The organism is Parabacteroides sp. KHUB-02 (assembly GCF_056640955.1).
Map to the genome: position 1 here is coordinate 1476174 of NZ_JBWQEV010000001.1, position 23269 is coordinate 1499442.

The 23269-nt window shown below is 43.9% G+C and carries 19 protein-coding genes; 11 read left to right on the forward strand and 8 right to left on the reverse strand.

What is annotated here, in order from left to right; genetic code table 11:
- Positions 1–4 precede the first annotated feature (4 nt).
- The 6 genes from ACYIA1_RS06415 to ACYIA1_RS06440 all read left to right on the forward strand — a co-directional run bounded on the left by ACYIA1_RS06415 (position 5) and on the right by ACYIA1_RS06440 (position 6202).
- On the forward strand, positions 5–1141 hold the full coding sequence (locus ACYIA1_RS06415; RefSeq protein WP_480334758.1) for a hypothetical protein: 1137 nt from the start codon (positions 5–7) through the stop codon (positions 1139–1141).
- A gap of 21 nt (positions 1142–1162) precedes the next feature.
- Entirely contained in the window at positions 1163–2059 is an 897-nt protein-coding gene (locus tag ACYIA1_RS06420; RefSeq protein ID WP_230328005.1) for a fimbrillin family protein, read from the forward strand.
- A 30-nt stretch (positions 2060–2089) separates the two neighbouring features.
- Complete coding sequence (locus ACYIA1_RS06425) at positions 2090–2965, forward strand: fimbrillin family protein (RefSeq protein ID WP_233563968.1); 876 nt, start codon at positions 2090–2092, stop codon at positions 2963–2965.
- Between the two features lie 30 nt (positions 2966–2995).
- Positions 2996–3949, forward strand: a complete 954-nt coding sequence (locus ACYIA1_RS06430; RefSeq protein WP_227806139.1) for a fimbrillin family protein — start codon at positions 2996–2998, stop codon at positions 3947–3949.
- A 17-nt stretch (positions 3950–3966) separates the two neighbouring features.
- Complete coding sequence (locus ACYIA1_RS06435) at positions 3967–4977, forward strand: BF2992 family fimbrillin-A clan protein (RefSeq protein ID WP_227154344.1); 1011 nt, start codon at positions 3967–3969, stop codon at positions 4975–4977.
- Between the two features lie 79 nt (positions 4978–5056).
- Positions 5057–6202 (forward strand): DUF4906 domain-containing protein, encoded by a 1146-nt coding sequence (locus tag ACYIA1_RS06440; protein ID WP_233523998.1) that lies wholly within the window; start codon positions 5057–5059, stop codon positions 6200–6202.
- Between the two features lie 69 nt (positions 6203–6271).
- On the opposite strand, the gene ACYIA1_RS06445 is transcribed toward ACYIA1_RS06440, so the two are convergent.
- Positions 6272–7360, reverse strand: coding sequence for a tyrosine-type recombinase/integrase (locus tag ACYIA1_RS06445; protein ID WP_005862537.1), 1089 nt, complete (start codon positions 7358–7360; stop codon positions 6272–6274).
- A 105-nt stretch (positions 7361–7465) separates the two neighbouring features.
- The gene (locus ACYIA1_RS06450; protein WP_480334762.1) at positions 7466–10702 is read right to left on the reverse strand and encodes an FAD-dependent oxidoreductase; all 3237 of its coding nucleotides are present in this window, start codon (positions 10700–10702) and stop codon (positions 7466–7468) included.
- A gap of 1166 nt (positions 10703–11868) precedes the next feature.
- Here ACYIA1_RS06450 and ACYIA1_RS06455 point away from each other — a divergent pair.
- Both ACYIA1_RS06455 and ACYIA1_RS06460 read left to right on the forward strand, forming a co-directional pair.
- Positions 11869–12348, forward strand: a complete 480-nt coding sequence (locus ACYIA1_RS06455; protein ID WP_057326559.1) for a DUF2975 domain-containing protein — start codon at positions 11869–11871, stop codon at positions 12346–12348.
- Positions 12349–12350: 2 nt separating this feature from the next.
- A complete protein-coding gene (locus tag ACYIA1_RS06460; protein WP_005862373.1) occupies positions 12351–12572 on the forward strand; it encodes a helix-turn-helix domain-containing protein in 222 nt (73 codons plus the stop codon).
- 356 nt (positions 12573–12928) lie between these two features.
- Here the strand turns inward: ACYIA1_RS06460 and ACYIA1_RS06465 are convergent, their stop codons facing one another.
- Positions 12929–13279 carry a DUF1622 domain-containing protein gene (locus ACYIA1_RS06465; protein WP_008772200.1) on the reverse strand — a complete coding sequence of 117 codons (351 nt, stop codon included), beginning with the start codon at positions 13277–13279 and terminating at the stop codon, positions 12929–12931.
- Between the two features lie 504 nt (positions 13280–13783).
- On the opposite strand from ACYIA1_RS06465, the gene ACYIA1_RS06470 reads away from it, so the two are divergent.
- Complete coding sequence (locus ACYIA1_RS06470; RefSeq protein ID WP_227154340.1) at positions 13784–14047, forward strand: hypothetical protein; 264 nt, start codon at positions 13784–13786, stop codon at positions 14045–14047.
- 93 nt (positions 14048–14140) lie between these two features.
- On the opposite strand, the gene ACYIA1_RS06475 is transcribed toward ACYIA1_RS06470, so the two are convergent.
- Positions 14141–14374, reverse strand: coding sequence for a YecH family metal-binding protein (locus tag ACYIA1_RS06475; RefSeq protein ID WP_048927276.1), 234 nt, complete (start codon positions 14372–14374; stop codon positions 14141–14143).
- Between the two features lie 165 nt (positions 14375–14539).
- Between ACYIA1_RS06475 and ACYIA1_RS06480 the strand changes: the two genes are divergently transcribed.
- Positions 14540–15421 carry a DUF3078 domain-containing protein gene (locus ACYIA1_RS06480; protein ID WP_011966289.1) on the forward strand — a complete coding sequence of 294 codons (882 nt, stop codon included), beginning with the start codon at positions 14540–14542 and terminating at the stop codon, positions 15419–15421.
- Between the two features lie 68 nt (positions 15422–15489).
- Here ACYIA1_RS06480 and ACYIA1_RS06485 read toward each other — a convergent pair whose 3' ends face one another.
- The 4 genes from ACYIA1_RS06485 to ACYIA1_RS06500 all read right to left on the reverse strand — a co-directional run bounded on the left by ACYIA1_RS06485 (position 15490) and on the right by ACYIA1_RS06500 (position 20108).
- Entirely contained in the window at positions 15490–16875 is a 1386-nt protein-coding gene (locus tag ACYIA1_RS06485; protein WP_048927278.1) for an MltF family protein, read from the reverse strand.
- A 12-nt stretch (positions 16876–16887) separates the two neighbouring features.
- Positions 16888–18300 (reverse strand): 23S rRNA (uracil(1939)-C(5))-methyltransferase RlmD, encoded by a 1413-nt coding sequence (rlmD, locus tag ACYIA1_RS06490; protein WP_005857064.1) that lies wholly within the window; start codon positions 18298–18300, stop codon positions 16888–16890.
- A gap of 441 nt (positions 18301–18741) precedes the next feature.
- Entirely contained in the window at positions 18742–19704 is a 963-nt protein-coding gene (locus ACYIA1_RS06495) for an IS3 family transposase (RefSeq protein ID WP_009018803.1), read from the reverse strand.
- 26 nt (positions 19705–19730) lie between these two features.
- Positions 19731–20108: a transposase gene (locus ACYIA1_RS06500; RefSeq protein ID WP_480334767.1), complete on the reverse strand. Its 378-nt coding sequence runs from the start codon at positions 20106–20108 to the stop codon at positions 19731–19733.
- A gap of 342 nt (positions 20109–20450) precedes the next feature.
- On the opposite strand from ACYIA1_RS06500, the gene ppdK reads away from it, so the two are divergent.
- Positions 20451–23171, forward strand: coding sequence for a pyruvate, phosphate dikinase (gene ppdK, locus ACYIA1_RS06505; RefSeq protein ID WP_008772196.1), 2721 nt, complete (start codon positions 20451–20453; stop codon positions 23169–23171).
- Positions 23172–23269 lie beyond the last annotated feature (98 nt).

The following is a 23269-nucleotide window of genomic DNA, read 5'->3' on the forward strand; positions in this document are numbered from 1 at the left end:
ACCTATGATACAAGATATTTACAAAAACGCACGTCCGCTACACCTCGGTGTAGGCCTGTTGGCGATACTGGCGCTCTTATCCGGCTGCTCCTCCGACGACTCCTTGCCGGAAGACACGACAGGGGCATTCTTACAACCCGTATTCCACATGAGCGGTGTCGAGACCCGCTCCATCATAAGCGGAACCTCCACGACGGAGGGTGAGGGAAGGATTAACGCGGTAAAACTTTTCGTTACTAAAGCAGAGGACAGCTATACTCCCTATGGCGGGGTTGGTACGGCGGGGGATGCCGGCCTTTCCACCTTCACCTATCAGTCGGTAGGTAGCGGCGGAAACGATTGGGTAGGCGATCCCACCGTGAATTTATCGAGTGTAAAGGCCCGAATCTATGCCTATAGCCCGACGAGCGCCACCCTCACAAAATCAACGACTACCACGACGCATACCATAGCGACCACCCTTCCCGCTCACCAGAATTTCTATGGCGGCAAGGGATGGGATTCTGACGCTACCGATTATATGTACGGTTCCGCCAGCAACACGGTAGGAGAGGTTACCGCTATTACGGCCAGCAATACCACGCCGTCCGGCGGTTCCCCCTCAAGCGGTACTTATCAGCCGGAAATCTACCTGCAACATGCGTTGGCCCGCCTTTCCTTCACGATGCAATCCGCCACGGGACGTTCCGTGAATACGACCTATGATTACGTGAAGAAGATAACGTTGAAAGCATCCTCCAATGCGTTCATTACCGGCACGGGAACGATGCAGATCGCGGATGGGATACTTAAAGGAACAAAGACCGCCGAACTCACTTTTACCCCTAAAAACGATGCGTCGAGTAAAACCACCGCCATACTTTGCGGTGCCGCGGGTGTTCCGGTGGAGGTAGGCTATGGGCTGGTGGCTCCTTTGGTATCGACTGACATGACCCTTACGGTAGTGGTCGGCAAGCGGGATGGCACTACGGATGACCGGACGTTATCCGCCAACCTAAGTCAGATCACTTGGAAAAGAGGACATACCCACAAAATACAAATAACCTTATCCAACCGAGCGATTACGGTGAACGCCAATATCGTCCCTTGGATGGAGAGCGGTTCAGCAGGAACGGGAGACGTTAAGCCCGGCGGCTATTAATTACGGCATAAAAAGAAAAATATGAATATGAATTACATGAACCTCAGTTTAGCATGGATGGGAGCCTTGAACATGGCGCTGGCTCTCTACGGTTGCACGAACGGGATAGAGACGGGGCTTTCCGCTCCGGAGGGAATCCCGGTGACGGTACTTGCCGAGATCAGCCCTGTTACCAAAAGCGGCGAGGCGGTTAGCTCGGATAATGGTTTCGATAGGACATCCTTCCTTTCCGGCGATCAGATAAAGGTGACAAGGACAAAAAAGGCAAGTGGGACGGCGGCTTCCCAATCGGCCAGCTATCGGTATGACGGAACTTCCGCATGGACCGTGGTGGGAACCTCGCCTGTGACCTTGGAGCCTGCCGTTACGTATTCGGCGCAGTTTCCGGCGGATTACTCGGCCATCAACCAGTTTCAAACCACGAGCGCTGCTTATCTGGCCAGTAACCTGCTGAAAACGGGTGATGCTACATCCAGCGACGGTACGTTGGACTTTACGTCGAGCGGCAAGCCCTTTACGCACGTCAATTCGAAGTTGACCTTGATGTTTACCGTGAAGCGTGAGACCTCTATCGCCAATGATGCCGTTACGGTAGCGGCGACGGGGATACGTACGGCTGTATCTACGAACCAGACGATCACGCTATATCGGCCTTACCCGGGCGATGCATCCCGGAGATATGAATGGTGTGGTATCCTAAGGGCTGTAGGTGGTAGCGCGGGAACCTCCGCTACGGATCTAACGGTCTCTCTCACTTGCGATGGTGTTACCTACAAGGCTACCTTAACGGGTTGTGCCTTGCGGACCGGTTACCACTATACATATAATTTGACCTTGCATAACGACATGCTGATCCCGGAAAGTTGTACCATCGGCAAATGGACGGATGAGATCATGGCTGGAGGAAATTTAACTTAACAACTATATAGCATTATGATACATTATACTATGAATATACGACAAACCATGCTCCACCTGTCCGGAGGCTTATTGCTATTGCTCGCCCCCGCCTGTACCTCAGAGGTGGATCTGGAAGGTGGACAGCCCTTGGAGGTGACGGCGGAGATCGTTTCTTCTCTGTCTACCCGTGCGGTCGACGCTACGAACTATGATAAGAGTAGCTTTAGTACGGGCGATGAGATACAGATCAATGACGGGAGCCAAACCGTGACTTACCGAAAGGATGCCACTAACGGGTGGATTCCGAAAACGGCGGGAAAATCGTTGACGGTTTCCGGATCATCTACGGCTTTTTCATTCTCGGCCTCATATCCGGCAGCTTTCACCGCTATTCTGCAAGACCAGAAATCATATCAGAATTTCTGGCAAAGTAATAAACTGGAGGCGAAAGGCGGCTCTAACGTTACCTTGAGTAGCAATAAGGTAAACTTTACCTTCATGCCGGTAGCGGCGAAGATCACGATCTCAATTAATTATGCCTCATCAGGGGGGACTACTACAAAATATAAGTATGTGACGGCTACCTTGGCAGGCAATGGCATCCGGACTGGTGCCTCTTCTTCTGAAACGATCGAGATGTTGCATACAGGGGATAATACCGTAGCTAGTGATAAGCATACTTTCGTCTGTATCTTAAGACCGGGAGCGAGTATGAGTTTCAAGCTAAGCGTTTCCCGTACGCTTGACGGTGCTTCAAGTCCAGAGGCTACACAACAAACATTTACTCAGCCAGCATACACATTTGGGGCTAGTAAGAACTATGTATATAACTTCACGTCATCCGATGAATTGATATTGACTTCCGTGGAAGTAATGGGGTTTACGGAGACAACGGTTCCCGACAATCCTGTTAGCGCCACTTGATCCATTTAAAATCTATAAAGAATGAAGAATATGAGAAATTTATATAATCTAGGTTGGGGATTGGCCCTCTGTTCCCTGTTGGGAGCTTGCCAGTCAGACGGGATACCGGAGGTGGAGGCAGGTTCCACCCTTGAGCTGCGATCGGTCTCTTTGGCTGACGACGCTGTTACGAAGGCTGTGACTACCTCTGTGGATAACGTGAAATTGTATTTGAAGAACTCCAGTGATACATGGGTGAATCCGGTGTATTCCAAATCCGGAGTAACATGGGGATGTGAATCTGCGCCACTGCTGGGTAGTACCGCTACGGATGTGTATGCTTATTATCCTACGGAAGAAGAAGGTAAGGCCATTAACGTAACAGCCTCCTCCGGCGTGTACTCTGTCGAGGTCACGGTCCGGGATGCGGATACATTCGATGGTAAACAGATCGATTACCTTTATGCTACGCCGGTTCAGGCATCCAAAACCTCAAAGATAATCAGCCTTCAATTGTTCCATGCCTTGACAAAGGTGAGTTTCTATATCTATAAGTCTGCGAATGCCAGCGATGAGATCTTAACGCTGAAAAAAATAGATATACGTAGTAACACCGGACGTCTGCAAATCGGTAAGGCGGACATGCGATTGAACGGGACAGGGGAGGAACTAGGGCGTCTGAATGGCCTAGCGGGGACATCCTCGATAGAGTTGACCGGTTCGAAAATATTGGAAACCTCGTTGACGCAACCGAACATATCTTGTCTCGTAGCCCCGATGGACGCAGCCGAGCAAGTATTGTCGTTCCGTTTGACAGTGGATGTAGACGGGGTGGAACGTGAGTTTGAGACTGCCTCTATTTCTTCCGAAAGCGGGGTGAAATGGTTGGCGGGTTATCATTATGTCTATAAGATACGTATTGATAAGATGGAAGGTACATTCGAGGGCGTAACCGTATACGATTGGCAAAATAGTACGGATCAGAATACGAGTGTGGGTATTTAAATAAGAAGGGAGGAGATATGAGATATGTATTAAGTTTTGTAAGTCTATGGCTTTTGGTCACGTTGGTGGGTTGCCAAAAGGAATCTTTTTGGGAAGAAGGGGAAGGTGATAAGGTTGCCTTGGAGTTCGATCTTTATCAAGCGAATGTAACCAAGGCTGCGGCCGTTTCAGTCTTGAATGATAAAGCGTTGATTAAAGTCTATGCTTTCAAGGTGGAGACTAAGACTGAGACCGGTACTAAGACTGGGACTGGTGAGACTGGTACTCCTTCGGCGGAAGGTACTTATGTGGTGGGTGCGGATGGAAAGGTCACCGCCCAATCGGGCAAGGCCCTATTTTTGTATCGGGGTGTATATAACCTTTATTTCATTTCCTACAATGAAGAGAATGCGCCGGAATTGGGTGATGGAAATCTGGTGACCGTGCAAAATGGGCAAGATTTTATGTATACGTTCATGAACGATATAACTGTCCAGCCCCAGAAAGCGGGACAAAACACGATGTCGGTTACCTTGACGAATCCGTTCACGCGGCTTTGCTCGCAAGTAGAGGTGTCGGTAAAAGCGGCTAGTGTATCTCCTGTTACTGTAAAAGGCTTGCGTGTAAACTTTATAACGATGAAAAACTTATCTGATTCAAGAACTTATCGGCTAGGGGATAATGCATGGTATTCGGATGGAGTTGCGAATGAAAACAACGGAGTGGATTTTAGCTCTTTCAATAATTCCGTAGCTGTAGGCCTGCCTCATACCTCAGATCCACGTAAAATCGTATTGCCTTTAAGCGGGTCGGAATTACAGTTTGTAATTGATTTAACGGTAGATTATGATAAAAATGGAAATGGTGGATCTGTGCCCGGTCATTTTGTATTCAATGCTACCGCTCGTAAGACTTTCTTGCCCGGTATGTCCTATAGCTTTGAATTTACCTTGAAGTTCTTTGGGGATTTTAAAGAAACAGAACTGACATTGGGCATATTGGAATTCACGGAAATAAAAAATGTGACAGATCCCGTTGGTGGAGAATAAGGAGGAACTGAAAATGAGAATAAGAATAAGTTTATTTTGTATACTATGCTTGCTGCTAGGGGCATGTAGTAATGAGGAAATGATACCATCAACATCCGAAGGAGGGGAGGAATGTGCTTTCCAGTTCCTGTTAAGGGTACCGGGTACGATTGATGTAGAGACGAAAGCGGGAACGGAACCGGAAATTCTTAAATTGGGAAATACTAATATATATAATGTATGGATTTTACAGTTTAAAAAGGATGGAACCGAGTTGTTGAAAGCTGTCTTTGCCGATAGGAATAGCATAACGGCTGTGCCGGGAAGTAGTAGCACTACCTATGACCAGTTATTGATTCAATTAATGAAGGATGATATGCGTTTCAAGAACGAGACTAGTGAGTTTTATATCATCGTAAATGCGGAGGATATGAATGCGACGGAGGTTACCGCCAAGTTATTTGTAAAAGAAGGTGGTATCCCTACGTCCCTTTCTGTAACAGAATTGATGGCTAAAACGAAAAGTATTACTTATTCATCAGATGGCTCTCCAACAGGTACTAATATACTATCTTCGGGACCGACCGACTATACGAAGGATCCCTCTAGCTCAGAGGCTGACATGAAGTTGGTCGTATTATCCCGTATGTACAGGGCGTTCGCGAAAGTGACCGTGACCGTGAACTCTTCAGTGGCCTCTGGCAATTTTAAGTTAATTGATACGAAACCGGTTATTATGTCAAATGTACCTAAAGCAACCCGGCTATATGATGACGACTCGACATATCCAACGATTTCAAGTCCTTTATCTACTAATTTCTATACGGAGGAGATACCTGTATCAGGAATAACACTCGGTGATAAAGAAGGAGTTTTCTATATGGCGGAAAATATCCGGGGTACAGGTTTAGCTACCACGGCGCAAGAGAAGAATAAGAAGGATATGGGACCGGGGGCTGGCGGATCTTTGGAAGGATGCACTTATCTATTGGTAAGAGGGCAATATCAGTATCCTTTGGGTGGAGGAGCATACTCTTCGCCGATCGATGTAGAGTATAAATTCTATCTTGGGGGTGACTTGGTGACCGATTACAATATCTATCGGGATTATCATTATAAGCTGACGGTGAATATCGCCGGCCCTAATAGTGCCGACCTCCGTGTAACGATCACAAACGGCAACGTGGCTGTCTTTGATGATGTGGACAATGTCGAGAATACCGTTAATTTTGGTGAAGAGAAATAGTATCCATTCTAAGGGCTGTGCAGGAATGCCTTGACGAATCTACCCTTTGGCATTCCTGCATGAACTATTTTAAATAAATGAGAATAACTTAGAGGCAATCGAGGAAATGAGCTTCTTGCATTTCTTGCCGATTGTCTCTTTTATTTGTATAGGAGGATTGTCTCTTAAAGCCATCACCTTATTTTTACTTCTTTGCCGGGAGGAAGAGCCGCGAACCAAATTATTCAACATATTATCGGAGGCCCTGTCTATTTTAGATACTGATATCCGGCCAAGATAGATCTCGGTAGTCCGTAGGGACATATGTCCTAAGGATTGGCTGATAATGCCGATTTCCGAATTCGCCTCCAGCATCATGGAAGCCCAGCTATGCCGCATCACATAGGTAGTGAATGGCTGTTCGAAGTGTAATTGCTCTCCCATTTTCTTTAAGTGGCGGTTCACTCTCCGAAGCGCGGACTGGGCCGTGACTTCTCCCTCTCCGCTGATTTTCTCGTGTAAGAAAGGGAATATCCACGGGTTATTGAAACGCCGATAAGAGAATATGATGTTCTTCATCTCGGGGGTGATCTTTACTTGCATCGCTACGCCAGTCTTGCTACGTACGTAGTGGATATAATCATCGTTTATATTGCTGTGTCGCAAATTAAAGACATCCACGAAGCACATACCTCTAGCGTAAAATAAGAAAAGAGCCAAGTGAAGGGCCGTACAGGCGTGTGGGTTCTTGGGCCGCTCAAGAGTCGCCAGATTTTGTAGGTCGAGGCTTGGCAAAGCCCTTTTCCGGGTGGGTGGGACCTTTATCTGCAGGCCGGAGAACGGGCTTTCTCTCGGAACATCCATTTGTTTATCTTGAGCGATCTTGTTGTACATTGTCTTTAGATTACGAATGTAGAAGTCCAAACTACCCGGTTTCAAGGGAGCCTGTTTCCCGTCTTCCCCTTGCATCAACCATAAAAGATAGTGATGAAGAAAATCGGTCGTTAAGTCGGCAAATGTAAACTCCGTTACTCTCGGACCTAAAAAGGTGGATAATTTATTCCATGCGCTTCGATAATTCCCAGCGGTTCTTCCTTTCCCCTCATCGATTTTACTACTGATCAATTCTTCTATACATTCCTGTAGCAAAGGGGAGTTGTCTGTTGTTTCTATATTCATATGATTACTATTTATGGATATAGAATAACAAAAATAGAAAAGATTGGTTTTATCAAAACCTCCCCTTACCAATTGTGGTAGAGGAGGTTTTGTTTTATTTATAGTTTATTTGAAAGCTTTCTCACTAATTCCGTCTCCATCGAGCCTCAATCGCTCCATATAATCCGGAACGGTACGGCCTAACGCTTTATCTACGTATAGTTTAGCCAAGTATTGAGCGAGCATGAAGCCGTGACCTTGCAAACCGACGAATAGTCCGTTATCCGGATCGATAATGTAGCGAGGCTCTACATAATAACCGGACCATGTGGCTTGTACGGGTACTGTGGCTAACGATGGAATCCAATCGCAGAACACCTCGGAGATGATCTCCATGAAACGACGGGTATTAAACTTCAACTCATCAAAGTTGCTGATCTCCGCTTTAGCGTCGACAGCGGGGGAGGCGCAAGCGATAATTTGTCCGGTCTCGGCGAATTGCTGACCGTAGACAGCGGAGAAGTCGTTACGTTTCCGGCGGTCTATCAACATATCGAGGATATCCCCGTCTTTACCCAGATTCGGTAGGCGATGGGTAATCAACGCTTGGTGCTTGACCGGATAGAGGCCGGTGTAAAGGCCTAGCATGCGGGCGAAACGCTCGGCGCTATAACCGAGGGCGTTCACGAAATGATCACATTCGTATTCGATGTATCGCTTATCATGCGTATATAATAAGACGTGATATTTTCCACCGTTTTTGTGTACTTCCACTAGGTGTGTGTCTTCCAAAACCTCACCTTGCCGCTCTTTGCCTTTGTTTCGTATAAAGTCTATCACACGCCCCGGGGTAGCTTGCCAACAATGCTGGGAGATTTGTGCGGCGAAATAGGTGTTTTGGTTCGTGTTGAAGTAGGGAGACACCTCTTTCTGGAAGTCTTTCTTGTCGATCAAATAAGCGTTGGACCAACCGCAGGAACGTTCCAGATCATTGTAGGTAGCCTCGTCGTGGGCGAACGTGATATAGCGTATCTCACGGTAATGGATATCGTATTCTTTTTGTGTCTCCTCGAATATCGTTTGGTTATTACGGGCGATCTCCGCTAATTCGGGGATCGAGAACGCTGGACGACCACCACCGATATTACGCCATGATGATCCTCGATCCGCATTAATAAGCACGGTCTTTTTACCGGCTTCCGCAAAATAACGGAATAATGCGCTACCACCTATACCTCCGCCGGCGATTAAGACTTCCGTCTTACGAACCTGCTTTCCGGAATCTACTTTATAGGTATCCGCTATCTGACGCTGCGGATACATTTCCCCTAGGACGAAGCGGGTAGATAGGGGAGCACGGGGGGTAGCGTCGCCTACCAGTTCGATACCTTTTTCCCTTAGTTTCATGCGTAGGCGGGGTATGCAGCGTTTTCCCCGGCATGGCCCCATTCCTAGGCGGGTGATATGTTTTACCTCGTCGACGGAGATATATTTACGATCCCCAATGGCGGAAAGTAGCTCGTCCAAAGATACGTCCTCGCAATGGCAAACATAGGTCTCCGACTCACACTCCGGCTCTTGCTTGAAGTCGATTTCCTCCGGATAGTTTTCTTTTACGATGAATCCTGTGATATTCAATAAGGCATCGTTTTCCATTCCTGCCGCTTTCACACGGGCCACGTTTGTTTTTGTCGGCTTCTTTAATACTTTCTCAATGATACCTTCGCCTTGTTTCTTCCCGTTATCATCGACGAGCCACACCTCGGCACCTTCTTCTACCTCGTATTCTACCGGTAAGAATAAGTTTTGCTTCCGGGTATCGTAGCCGAAAATAGCCAGCCCCGGACAATGGGATACGCATTGCATACAGCCGGTACATTTTTCGTAATCGATCTCGGGCGTTACGCTGGTGGAGCTTTTGGTGATCGCCTTTTGAGGACAAGCGAAAGAGCAAGGGTTACAAGCGAAACCGTATAGGCAATCCAAACGAACGAAAGGGCGTTGGGCTTGACGTTCGGGAGTGGGCCTTGGGGACTCTTCCTTGATGCGGATCAGATGTTGCTGGGAGTCGATGTATTCCTTAGATATTTGTAAGTAATCGTTGTAGTTGAAACGTACGCCTAGCTCTTGGGCGATCTCATAAGCGGCTTGCTTTCCTCTTAGTACGGCGGTAGTACCTTCTCCGATTCGTATAGCATCACCTACGCCGGCACAACGTTTTCCAAATGTATATTGGCCTTTGGTTAGCAATTGGTTGTCGGGAATCAATCCTGTACATATATTAATAACATCAATACCATCAATCACTTTCTCTGTTCCCGGGATTGGCTTGAAGTTCTCGCATTCGCAGACAACCGCGCCAGTGATACCTGTCCGATCCTGGTTTGGAATGGCTTTCAAAAGCATATGAGAGGTATAAATAGGTATGCCAAGGCGGCGAATTCGATTCGCTTGTACCGGAAATCCACCTTCATGGGGCATCGCCTCTAAAATAGCCTTGACTTTCGCTCCGGCTTGCATCAATTGGTAAGACGTTAGGTAACCTATATTACCGGCGCCTACTGTCAATATGTTTTTGCCGAGTAACGTGAATTCAGCGTTCATCATTTTCTGTACGACTGCCGCTGTATAAACTCCGGGCACATCATCATTCTCGAAGGTCGGCATAAAAGGAACCGCACCAGTAGCGACTATCAAGGCTTGAGCTTCTACATAAAAATTTTTATGGTTAAGCATGTCTTTTACGGCGATACGCTTATTTTGTAGGATATCCCAGACCGTAGAATGTAAGAAAATACCAGAGTGGTCGTCTCCGGCTAAAGTTTTCGCTATATCGAAACCACGCATACCGCCAAAGCGCCGCTCTTTCTCGAAAAAGAAAAATGCATGGGTTTGCATCAAGAATTGACCGCCAATCTTATCATTGCTATCGATTACGATGCTGTTCAAGCCTAGCTCTTTTAAGGTTTCCCTACAAGCTAATCCAGCGGGGCCGGCACCAATGATGGCCACATCGGTTCGATAGATCTCTACCGGTTCTTCTCTGGGTTCTATTTGGGAATCTGTCGTATAATTCTGTACTGTTATTTCCGATACTTCCTTTACATTGTCTACTTTCGTAATACAGATACGCTTTACTTCTCCGTCTACCAGCATTTCGCAGGCGCCACATTTACCGATACCGCAATTCAACGAACGGTTGCGGCCATTTACGCTATGACTGTGTACTGGATAGCCGGCCTGATGTAAGGCGGCGGCGATGGTAAAACCCTTCATTCCCGTTACGGGTTTGCCATTGAATAAAAAAGTGTGTTCTCCCTCTTGTGGAATTGTTAAAATAGGATGATTAACGATTCTTTCCATAATTGCTATTGATTTAATTGGGCTAAAATTACGGATATAATTGGATAAATGTCCTAATTTTACTTGAAATCTATTCATAAAAAAGCGATTATCCCTAAATATTTAGGAGTAATCGCCGTGTTTTACTTGAAATTTGTCGTTTTGGGTAACTGCTCCACCAACCATAGCGTCGGAAGCGCTTTCATTTAATGTTAATCCTAGTGCGCTAACGATAGGAACCGTTAGAAAAGTGTTCCTCATCCGCTTCCGCATTCATCCGGAAGGCAAAGAGCATTATCATAAACAATAATATAGAAAGTAACTTCTTAATCATGCCTCAAACCGATCAATCATCATTTTTATCTTTGTTTGTAAAACAATTTGCAGCTTGAAATGTTTTATATTCAAACAGTCGATAAAAAGAAAAGCTCTCAGCCTAAAAGAAATTACTGGTGAACCTTTTCAAACAATCTTCTGTTATACTATAAAATGACTCAGAAGTCACCTTGATAGTAGTCATCGTATAATAATTTGTTAGTAGTATTTGTTTTTTCATATAAGTAGAGTTTGTTATTTGTTTGGTCCGCATGTAGCTGTGAAGCTGGATGCGGATTTTTATTTGTTTCCGCATGGAATCCATATGTTAATGCTAAAATATAAGATGTTGTGTGTCATGATTATCTGTAGATAGGCGAAATTCGGCATATCCGTTGTTCTATATCTATTGATTACGTTAATATGAATAGATTGTTTAATTAAAAATCTTATCCGGATTCAGCGATCCAAGAGGTATATGTTGCGGAAAAGACTGAAGGTAAACTCTTTAAGGTGATTTTGGTAATCGAGGGCAAGGAGGCTATCGCTATCTTTAATGAAAAGGGAGAAGAGATGAAGTAGTTATTAATGAATAGGATAATCCAAGATAGAAATAAACTCTATATTTGTCCCAATAACCGTATGCAATGAGCGTCTACCACTTTTCAGGTAGGCGTTCTTTTTTTCTTCTATTCCCATTCTCCCTTCCAAATGGGAGATCATTGTACTTCGACACTACACTGGCGATTCAAGTCCAGATTTTTTAATTAGCTTGAGAAAGAGACTGTTTTTTGAATTTCGCTATTCATTTATTGTTTATCAATAAATATTTATTACATTTGCAACGTCGTTTAAAATTAACATCATACGTCATGAAAAGAATTTCAACAGCATTTCTTCAAACAGTTATTGTTCTTATCGGTATTGTGGCACTTATTATTTTGATTTGGTTTCCCTTAACTGAGGGACGAGCCACACACCTAGATTTATTTAGTACTTACGCTGATCCATTTATCTTATATGGATATGGAGCGTCAATCGCTTTTTTTGTTGCGTTGTACAATGCTTTTAGGTTGCTCGGTTATATTGGGCAAAATAAAGTGTTTTCAACAAACTCTGTAAAGACTTTGAAGAACATAAAGCATTGTGCGATCTTACTAAGTATTTTAATCGTGGTGGCAGGACTATTTATAAGGTTGACCCATAATACAGAAGATGACCCCGCAGGTTTTCTTGCCATTTGTATCGTAACTACTTTTGTCGCTATCGTAGTTGCGACAGCCGTGGCTGTATTTGAAAAATTATTGCAAAATGCGATAGATATGAAATCAGAGAATGACTTAACAGTTTAATTATGCCTATTATTGTAAACTTAGATGTAATGATGGCAAAGCGGAAGATTTCTTTGAACGAACTTTCTGAAAGAGTTGGTTTGACATTATCTAACCTTTCTATCTTAAAAACGGGAAAGGCGAAAGCAATTCGTTTTAGTACCCTAGAGGCAATTTGTAGAGCATTAGACTGTCAGCCAAGCGACATTTTGGAATATGTAAATGATGAGAAAAAAACAACATAAGGAATCAACACTTTGATGCGGTTCAGTCTGCTTATTAGTATAATACAACTTTATGTAGTGCCTAACTCTTGTAAGAGTTTGTTATTTTTGATCCGCATGTAGCAGTGATGCTGGATGCGGATTTTTATTTTCTGTTTTATTTTGGCTATTGAAATTCATCAAAAGCATAAACATTATGATCTTTAATCTGGTTGTAATAATATAAGGTATTAGTTTAAGGCAATATATCCACTTCCGCTTCACCTGTGAAGGCCGAGCGGTTTGGTTTTCTAACTTTACTTCATGGCGTTTAAATCCTGTTCATGTAAGACTTAAGCGCCATTTTTCTGTACTTTCCCTTGAAAACTTTATGGGATCTACTCGGTATCTTTATTTTCAGTCTCTAGTTCCTTGATCTCTTTATTCAGAAAGACAGACAGAACTGTTCTCAGCACGACTATTCCACCTAAAATGGCCAATTCATTAAGTGTTGGTTCCAATACTGTTTTTAAGATATCTGACGCTATCAAAAATTCTAGTCCGAGAAGTAAGTATGTACCGAATGCAGCTCTTAGTTTTCTTATGTTAGTAATGGAATAATTACCAGTAAGTCGCTTAAGTTCATTTCTGAAAAATGAGATGACTCCGATTAATGCACCATAGGTGACAATCAGAAGGCTTGTCACACTTATTATAGTCGCTAAGGTATTTAAAAAACCAGTAAGCATAAATAGACCATTTTACAACCATAACATAAAAGGCCTATAGAATGTTTGTTGGAAGGCTCGCAGGTATGGTAGGTTTTCGGACTCACACTTTTACACGTATAGGATCAATCATGGATAAAAAACAACCCGGTAGTACAAAACTTGCCGGGTTGCTGTCTGTGTTATTCCAGAACGTCAAAAAATCCCCAATATTTTCACTTGCAACAAAATGCGCATCAAACATAATCTTTATTATTTGAATATCAAAACAAATCTATTAAATATTTTTCTTTTAAGCCTATTTTTATTGTTGTAGGACCATCTGATTTCTTTTTAAGGAAACTACTTCCTATCTAATGGCAATGAACTTCAATGATCTCATTTAGATTAGTGGTATATAATTTAGAGATGTGTTCATTTTCCATTTTTGCTATTTTATGTAAAAGAATTAAAGATGAAAATCTGTCTATATGATTTGTTTATTTGATTAAATATATTATATTTGTAGTAATAAAAATAAAGATTATGGAAGACCTTGAATTAATATCATTGTTGAATGAGTGTAATAAGATGAGTGTTTTTGAAGTGAGTAATTATCTTTTAGGAAAAATGGATTATTTGTCACGTATAAAAAGTGATAAGTCAAATAAGATACTAAAGTATATAGAGTCTTTTGTCTGGATGATAAATCACGCGGGTAACCGTAGGCCAAGTTATGTCTCTGATAAAGATTATGAATTGATGCAAAAATCATTTGCGATTATTTATAGGAATAGTATTATCCATTGAGTAAAATCGAAAGTCTTTTTTAACTTTAGGCAAATGACTCTAGGCTAAATTCTTTTGATTTAGCCTAGAGTCATTGATAGTGTCGTAGAATCTTTAATGATTACAAACCTTTGTAATATCTACCGTGAAACCATTTTCGACAGGCATGAATTTCCCCTTTTGTTTCAGAAATACGATTAACTCATCCGTATCCATATTTTCTGCCGAACAAGTATAGAAACGCTGATCCTCACCAAAAGTCTTAACGATCGCTTCTTTTAAAGAAGCTTCTGAATAACTATTACCCTCCATCATATGAAGGACTTCGTGTGCATGTAACTGTTCCATAAATCAAATTACTTAATTATCGGATACAAAAATAAGGGGTTTATCCGTATAAAGGTGTAACAAATGTGACATCCTTTCAACTTTAGGCTTTTCTAAACAAAAATTAATCAAACCTGTTTAAATGATAGGACGTCTTATTTTTTAATAACTAAAATATATCACAATATGAAACGTATATTCTTCATGACATTGTTTGTCGCATTAACGACAATCACATATAGTCAAACGGATGATAAAGGATATGAGGAAGGCAAATGGGTACTGAAAGGTGTGACAGGTTTGAACTTGTCGCAAACGGCGATGTCGAATTGGTCGGCTGGCGGTGAGAACTCTGTTGCCGGAAATGCGTATCTGAATGGGGCATTAACACATAAAAGCGGTGACTGGTTATGGGTAACCAATCTCGCTCTCGATTACGGATTATCAAAGACTAAATCGCAGGGAATGAGGAAAAGTACCGATAATATAACCCTGTCTACCCAATTAGGATATTCCACCAATAATGTATGGTATTATACGTTGATGGGAGATTTAAACACCCAGTTTGCCAAAGGATATAATTATCCTGATAAGACACATTATATATCGAACTTCTTTGCGCCGGCGTATTCGAATATCTCCGTAGGTATGGAATATCGTCCCAAAAGCAATTATTCGGTTTATCTTTCTCCGGCTTCCACGAAGATGACTTTCGTGGAGGATGATTACCTTTCCGAGTTAGGAGCTTTCGGGGTCGATCCGGGAGATCGCTTCAGAATGGAATGGGGAGCTTACCTGAAAGCTCGTGCGGAATTAACCGTGATGGAAAACGTGAACTTGATTACTACAGCTGACTTTTTTACTCCTTATAGCGATCAATTCGGAAATATCGATGTCAATTGGGATGTATTGATAAGCATGAAGATTAATAAATTCCTGTCCGCTACACTCAATACGACGCTTAAATATGATAACGACGTGAAAACTTTTGAGGATAATGGAGAGAAACGGGGGGCGAAGGTCCAGTTCAAAGAAATATTAGGCATAGGTGTCGCCTATAATTTTTAAGTGGCATTTACTTGCAGAAAATTCATAGTTATGACTACTTTCACTCATAGCTATGAATTTTTTTATAACTATGACTTTTTCTTGTAGTAATGATAACGCTCCAACACTTCCCGGACGTAATTATATGTTTCTGAGCCACGCAAGTATCCATGCTTGCAAACAGGATCGTTATAATACTCGGGATCATTTTTCAAACGAATATATTCCGCTACATTATTATCCCATTTATTGGGATCTTTTCCATATTTTCGGGCCAATCGCTGCGCATCGTAAATATGTCCGATCCCAGCGTTGTAAGCCGCTAGGGTAAACTTGACTTTTTCTTCAGGATCCGTAATCTCAGAAAAACCTTGACGGAAGCGCCGTAAACAATCTACTCCCGTACGGATTCCCGTATCCGGATCTTTCAATTCATGCGGGGTGACACCTAATGCCTTCGCCGTATTTGGCATGATTCCCATAAGCCCCTCGGCACCGGCCCACGATACAACCGTAGGATTGAAATGAGACTCTTGATAGGAAATAGACGCCAGCAGCTGCCAATCCCATCCGATGTTTTTCGCATGTTTCTTGAAAAAAGGGTCATACGGGGAAATATGTCCATTCTTTACCTCCGGAATATCTGCGGTAAAAGGTCGCTTGCTTAATTCAAAGTACCGCTTAGTAACTGCCTTGAAAGAATGTTTACCCGTTTTATCGGAAGCCCATTCATCGATGGCCTTCGCCAAGTCCGGACTACTTTTCCTTACCACCCATGAAGAGCGTTGGGGAAAACTAACCTTTAGGTCGACATTGATATTCCAATAATAAGTCTTGTTTAGGCGGGCGGTGTTATCATCGCTGATCGTATAGGGAATTTCGCCCAAGGAGACCATCTCGATAAGATCTTCGGTAGCAATGGAGTCATTTTCCACTTTTTGGATATGGATTCCTCCGCCGAGTTCCTCATCCAAGTTCTTCAGTCGTTCGGAGTATTTGGTGTTAGGCTTTACGTAAACATTCTTATCGATTAATTGAGTGACATCGGTAAGAAGCTTATCGCCTTTATTGGCCCGTTGTATCAATACTTGACTGGAGATATCCTCCCGGCCGCAATAAATGACCTCTTGTTTCAGCTTGTTATTGATTGGGATAGGGTAGGCTACAACATCGGCCTCGCCGGCTTCAAGCATCTCGATCAGGCGGGCAGGATTCTCGGCGACCTTGATGTTTAATTTCAAACCTTGGCTCTTGGCAAAATCGTTTATCAGATCGTATTCGTAACCCATGGGTTGCATCTTATATTGGAAGTAGGAGGTAGAACTGTATAAAGTCACCGCCGTGATCTCGCCTTCCGCTTTCAGTTGCGGTAAATCCACGAAAACGGAAACGTCCTCTTTCTCCTCTTGTTTGTTACCGTTGCAACCATACAAGAAGAACAAAAAGAGCAGAAAGGGGACGTATTTCCTATACATTATATTATATGTTTATTTTTTCTCAAGCAAAACCACGTTCTCCACATGATGTGTATGAGGAAACATATCGACCGGACGGACTTTCTTGACGGAGTATTTCACGCTCAACAAACTCAAGTCGCGGGCTTGCGTAGCAGGATTGCAGCTAACGTAAACGATACGTTCCGGCTCGGCGAAGAGAATAGTGTTGATCACATCATCATGCATACCGGCACGTGGTGGATCGGTAATAATAACATCTGGACGTCCGTGTTGGTTTATGAAATCCTGCGTAAGGATATCTTTCATATCACCGGCATAAAAAAGCGTGTTCTCTATATGGTTCAAGGCGGAATTCACTTTTGCGTCCTCGATAGCCTCCGGTACGTATTCGATGCCGATAACCTTCTTTGCTTGACGAGAGACGAAATTAGCGATCGTACCTGTCCCGGTATATAAATCGTACACCATCTCATTTCCGGTAAGACCCGCGAATTCTCTAGCCACTTTATATAGATTATAAGCCTGTTCACTGTTTGTCTGATAGAAAGACTTAGGACCTACCTTGAATTGAAGCCCCTCCATCTCCTCGATGATATGATCTTTTCCCTTGAATACGAGAACTTCTTGGTCGGTGATCGTGTCATTACATTTGCCGTTGATGACGTACATCAAGGACGTGATTTCCGGGAATCGTTCCGCCAGATGAGATAATAACGCTTCCCTGCGCTCTACATCCTCATGGAAGAAAACCAATACGACCATCAAATCCCCAGTGGATGCCGTACGGATCATCAACGTACGAACGAATCCCTCTTGGTTCCGTAAATCGAAGAAAGGATATCCCTCATGAGATAGGCAATATTCCTTGACGCAAAGACGGATCTTGTTCGATATATCATCTTGCAACCAACATTTATGGATGTCCAATACCTTATCGAACATCCCCGGTATATGAAACCCGACACCATTCATGCAATCGAAAGAAGCACCGGACTGGATCTCTTCCTCCGTAAGCCATTTCTTGTTTGAGAAAGTAAACTCAAGCTTGTTCCGGTAGAAAGTCGTGCGCTCGGAACCTAAGATCGGAAGTTTCTCTTCCATTTCGACTTTCCCGATGCGGGTAAGATTATCGTAGACCTGTTTTTGCTTATAGTAAAGTTGTTCCTCATAGGGAAGATGTTGCCACTTGCAACCTCCACAGACACCGAAGTGCTCACAAAACGGCTCCGCACGTTTGGCCGAGTACTCATGGAAATATACAGGTTTCCCCTCCGCATAACTATTCTTCTTACGGGTCAGTTGAATATCAACCACGTCTCCCGGAGCGACGAAGGGTACAAATACCACCATATCGTTCACTCTCGCGATAGCCTTGCCCTCGGCGGCTACGTCCGTAATGGTTACCTTTTCTAATATAGGCAACTGTTTCTTCTTTCTTGCCAATGTCGTTAAGTTTTAAATTCGCTTCGCAAAAATACTTACAATTCCGCTAAGAACAAAGAGCTTCGTTCTATATACTTAAATGAGTCCGGCAAACAGTTCTCGTTATTCTATCAAGATTGATGAAGATATGATTATGGACAGAAAGGGATGTATAGTATGTGTTTATAAATCAATATATTGCAGTTCCTTAAAATTTCTTATAAGGAAAACTTTTGTTTTGCTATAGAAAAACTTTAGTTCCACTAGGGAGAAACTTTAGTTTCATGCTGTAGAAACTAAAGTTTCTTCAGCAAAAAACTCCTGAGTCTTCCTATTGGATGTCTTTTCCTGATTTATCTAGACACTTTTTTTGTTTATAAACGTAATCAGTAGACAGTAGTTATAAAGTAATACTGATATAGTAGTCACTTCTTTTAACTTCATACTGATAACATAGACACATTACCTCTGGGCCGAACAGAGCCCTTCTGAGAGATTAGTTGTTCGGCTTTGCAAAGCTATCGTATCCATCTCTTTCTCGTTACTTTTCACGGGTTTTCTTTTATTCCGCCACATTTTTATTTGCGTTTCCTTCTCCCCGTGCACTATGCCCGGGGTTTTATAACCGACACTCATGTGCGGTCGGCGGTAGTTGTAGAAGTAGATGTAGCGCTCTATCACGCTCGCGGCACGCTCGATGGTCTCGAACAGCCCTTGCCTATAGAGGCGTTCCACTTTAATTATCCCATTGATACGTTCCGCCACGGCATTGTCCGTGGGCTTGTAGTCTTCCGTCATGCTGATGGCAATGCCATGCCGCCGAAGGCGCTCCACGTACGCGTCGCAACAATACTGCACGCCACGGTCAGAGTGGTGTATCAGGCCCTCCAGATTTTCACTCCCTGTCATCTCAACGGCCTGGTCTATGGCCTGCCGCAACGCCTCAAGCGTGGCTGAGGCACGCAAGCTATCAGCCAGTACCCATCCCACTATCTTATGGGAATAAGCATCCGTGACCAGATGCAGGTAACAGACGTCTCCGCCGGCAAGCGGTATATAGGTAATATCGCTAACCCACAGTTGATTGGGAGAGGTTGGGACAAAGCCCTTTATCAAGTTCTTCCACTTATGGTAACGATGGTTGGAATTGGTTGTGCCCCTGGCTTTGCGCGGAGGAAGCATCAGGCGGTGTCGACGAAGCAGCGTGTAGAAGCTGTCGCGACCGGGCATGAACCTCTCTCCGAAGAGGGCGGTGAGCATGATCCACAGCTTGTAACCACCGATACCGGGATCCTCGCCACGTATCTCACGTACGGTATCCAGCATGAGACGTTCATTCTTCACATGGCTCCCTATGTCAGCCTTGGACTGGTAATAGGCTTGACGACAATGGCCAAACAGACGGCAGGCTGGCGCTACTTTCATCTTGCGAAGCCTGACCAGTTCCGTTACTATTTGGCCCCAGGTTTTTTTCTGATGGGAATGTTAAAATACTCTTCCGCACGCGTGATCATTAAATCACGGGCCTCGGTTTCCAACCGGGAGAAGGCAAGGGCCTTCTCCAACTCCTTAACACGCTTCTTGAGTCGCGCGTTTTCATCATGGTAATCCTCTTTGCTTCGATCGCTCATATCCGTAGGGGCTTGACACGGAACCAAAGATACCTCTTTTACCACTGATTCATACTTCGCCAGCCATTTATTTAACAAAGTTATCCCACTAATACCATGTTGTTTGCAAAAACTGGTTTTGCTCATGCCGGATTGATAATAAGAATGAAGAAGATGCAATTTCTCTTCTTCGCTGTAATGCTCATGTTTTTTGCGCATAATAATTACACATTTTATTGTTATTGAATGTGTCTACCTATATCAGCATAAGACAGAAATAAATAGACAAATAAAAGAAAAAGATCATATATTATATGTAAGGGGCAAAGAGATAGGCGGGAAATCCGATGGGAAATGGAAGCGTCAACAAACTTCCGCACGCAAATGTAAGCATTTGCTGGATATAAATGGTAAAGAATAGTTGTAAAACATGTAAAAATCTTTAACGCTATTCATGCTTGCAAAGTAGAAATAGCATATATTTGCAGCATTGCAAAGTTGAGATAGCAATATAACAGTTGAAATCAACAAAACTAGAATCTAAATTCAATACTGTCGAATATGGAAAGAAAAAGAGTTTACACGTTCGGAAATGGAAAAGCCGAAGGTAAGGCAGATATGAGAAATCTGCTGGGTGGTAAAGGCGCTAACCTTGCCGAGATGAATCTGATTGGTGTACCGGTTCCTCCGGGATTCACGATTACAACAGAAGTTTGTATAGAGTATTACGAGTTAGGCAAAGATAAAGTCGTAGAGTTGCTGAAAGCGGATGTTGAGAAGGCGATCGCTAATATCGAAACGTTAATGAACTCTAAGTTCGGTGATGTTGCCAATCCTCTGTTAGTTTCAGTTCGCTCCGGTGCCCGTGCGTCCATGCCAGGTATGATGGATACGATATTGAACCTTGGCTTGAACGACGAGGTAGTGGAAGGCTTGTCTCGTAAGACGGGCAACGCTCGTTTCGCTTGGGATTCCTATCGTCGTTTCGTTCAAATGTACGGAGATGTCGTATTAGGCATGAAACCGACAAGCAAAGAGGATATCGATCCGTTTGAGGCGATCATCGAGGAAGTAAAGAAAGCGAAAGGCGTTAAGTTAGATAACGAGCTTGACGTTGAAGACTTGAAAACATTGGTCTCTAAATTTAAGGCAGCCGTTAAGGCCCAGACCGGACAGGATTTCCCGACTTGCGCTTATGAGCAATTGTGGGGCGCTATCTGTGCCGTGTTCAATAGCTGGATGAATGAGCGTGCTATCCTGTATCGTAAGATGGAAGGTATTCCAGACGAGTGGGGAACGGCGGTTAGCGTACAAGCCATGGTATTCGGTAATATGGGCGATACTTCCGCTACAGGCGTTTGTTTCTCTCGTGACGCGGGTAATGGTGAGGACTTGTTTAATGGCGAGTACTTGATTAACGCTCAAGGTGAGGATGTTGTAGCAGGTATCCGTACCCCGCAACAGATCACGAAGATCGGTTCACAACGTTGGGCTGAACGTGCCGGAATCTCAGAAGAAGAACGTATCGCTAAATATCCGTCCATGGAAGAAGCCATGCCGGAAATCTATAAGCAATTAGACGCTATCCAAGAGAAATTGGAAGATCATTATCGGGATATGCAAGATATGGAATTTACCGTACAAGAGGGTAAACTTTGGTTCTTGCAAACCCGTAACGGTAAACGTACCGGTGCCGCTATGGTGAAAATCGCTATCGACTTATTGCATCAAGGTATGATCGATGAGAAAACAGCGTTGAACCGTATCGAGCCGAATAAATTAGATGAGTTGCTTCACCCTGTATTCGATAAAAAAGCCGAGAAACTGGCGAAAGTGTGGGTAAAAGGTTTGCCGGCTTCACCGGGTGCCGCTACCGGACAGATCGTATTCTTCGCTGATGATGCCGCTAAATGGCATGCCGATGGCAAAAAGGTTGTCATGGTCCGTATCGAGACTTCTCCGGAAGACTTGGCCGGTATGGCTGTCGCCGAAGGTATCCTTACCGCTCGTGGAGGTATGACATCTCATGCCGCTGTTGTAGCTCGTGGTATGGGGAAGTGCTGCGTATCCGGTGCTGGTGCCTTGAACATCGATTATAAGAATAAGACTGTAGACGTTGATGGCGTGACTTTGAAAGAAGGTGATTATATCTCTATCAATGGTACGACCGGAGAAGTCTATGTCGGGCAGGTTGAGACAAAAGCCGCTGAGTTATCGGGTGATTTCGAGGAGTTAATGGCTTTAGCCGATAAATATACAAAATTGCAAGTTCGTACAAACGCTGATACGCCTCACGACGCTTCGATCGCTCGTAGCTTCGGTGCCGTTGGTATTGGCCTTTGCCGTACGGAGCATATGTTCTTCGAGGGTGAGAAGATCAAAGCTATGCGTGAGATGATCTTGGCCGAGGACGCTGAAGGTCGTAAGAAAGCGTTGGCGAAGATCCTTCCTTATCAGAAAGAGGACTTTAAGGGTATCTTCAAGGCTATGGCCGGATGTCCTGTTACCGTTCGTTTGCTCGATCCTCCTTTGCATGAGTTCGTTCCTCACGATTTGAAAGGTCAAGAGGAAATGGCTGAGACTATGGGCGTGTCCGTTAAGGAGATCCAAAAACGTGTGGAATCTCTTTGCGAGCATAACCCGATGTTGGGTCACCGTGGTTGCCGTCTAGGTAATACATATCCGGAAATTACGGAAATGCAGACTCGGGCCATTTTAGGTGCCGCTTTGGATTTGAAGAAAGAAGGTATTGAGGCTAAACCGGAAATCATGGTACCATTAACAGGTATCTTATATGAATTCAAGGAACAAGAGAAGGTGATCCGTACCGCGGCCGAAGAGCTATTCAAGGAAGTTGGCGATCGTATCGAATTCAAGGTAGGTACGATGATCGAGATTCCTCGTGCGGCATTGACAGCGGATCGTATCGCTTCCAGCGCTGAATTCTTCTCATTCGGAACGAATGACTTGACTCAGATGACATTTGGTTACTCTCGTGACGATATCGCTTCCTTCTTACCGGTTTACTTAGAGAAGAAGATTTTGAAGGTCGATCCGTTCCAAGTACTAGACCAAAATGGTGTAGGACAGCTGGTTCGTATGGCAACTGAGAAAGGTCGTGCCATCCGTCCGGATTTGAAATGTGGTATTTGCGGCGAGCATGGTGGTGAGCCTTCTTCCGTTAAGTTCTGCCATAAAGTTGGCTTGAATTACGTATCATGTTCACCTTTTAGAGTGCCCATCGCTCGTATCGCGGCGGCGCAAGCGGCTCTAGAAGACTAATCAAGGGGTTGATTTTTAATAGTTTAAGCACACGATAGACAGGAGGGTGGATTGAGTGATCAATCTACCCTCTATTTTTTTATAGTCATATGGTATAA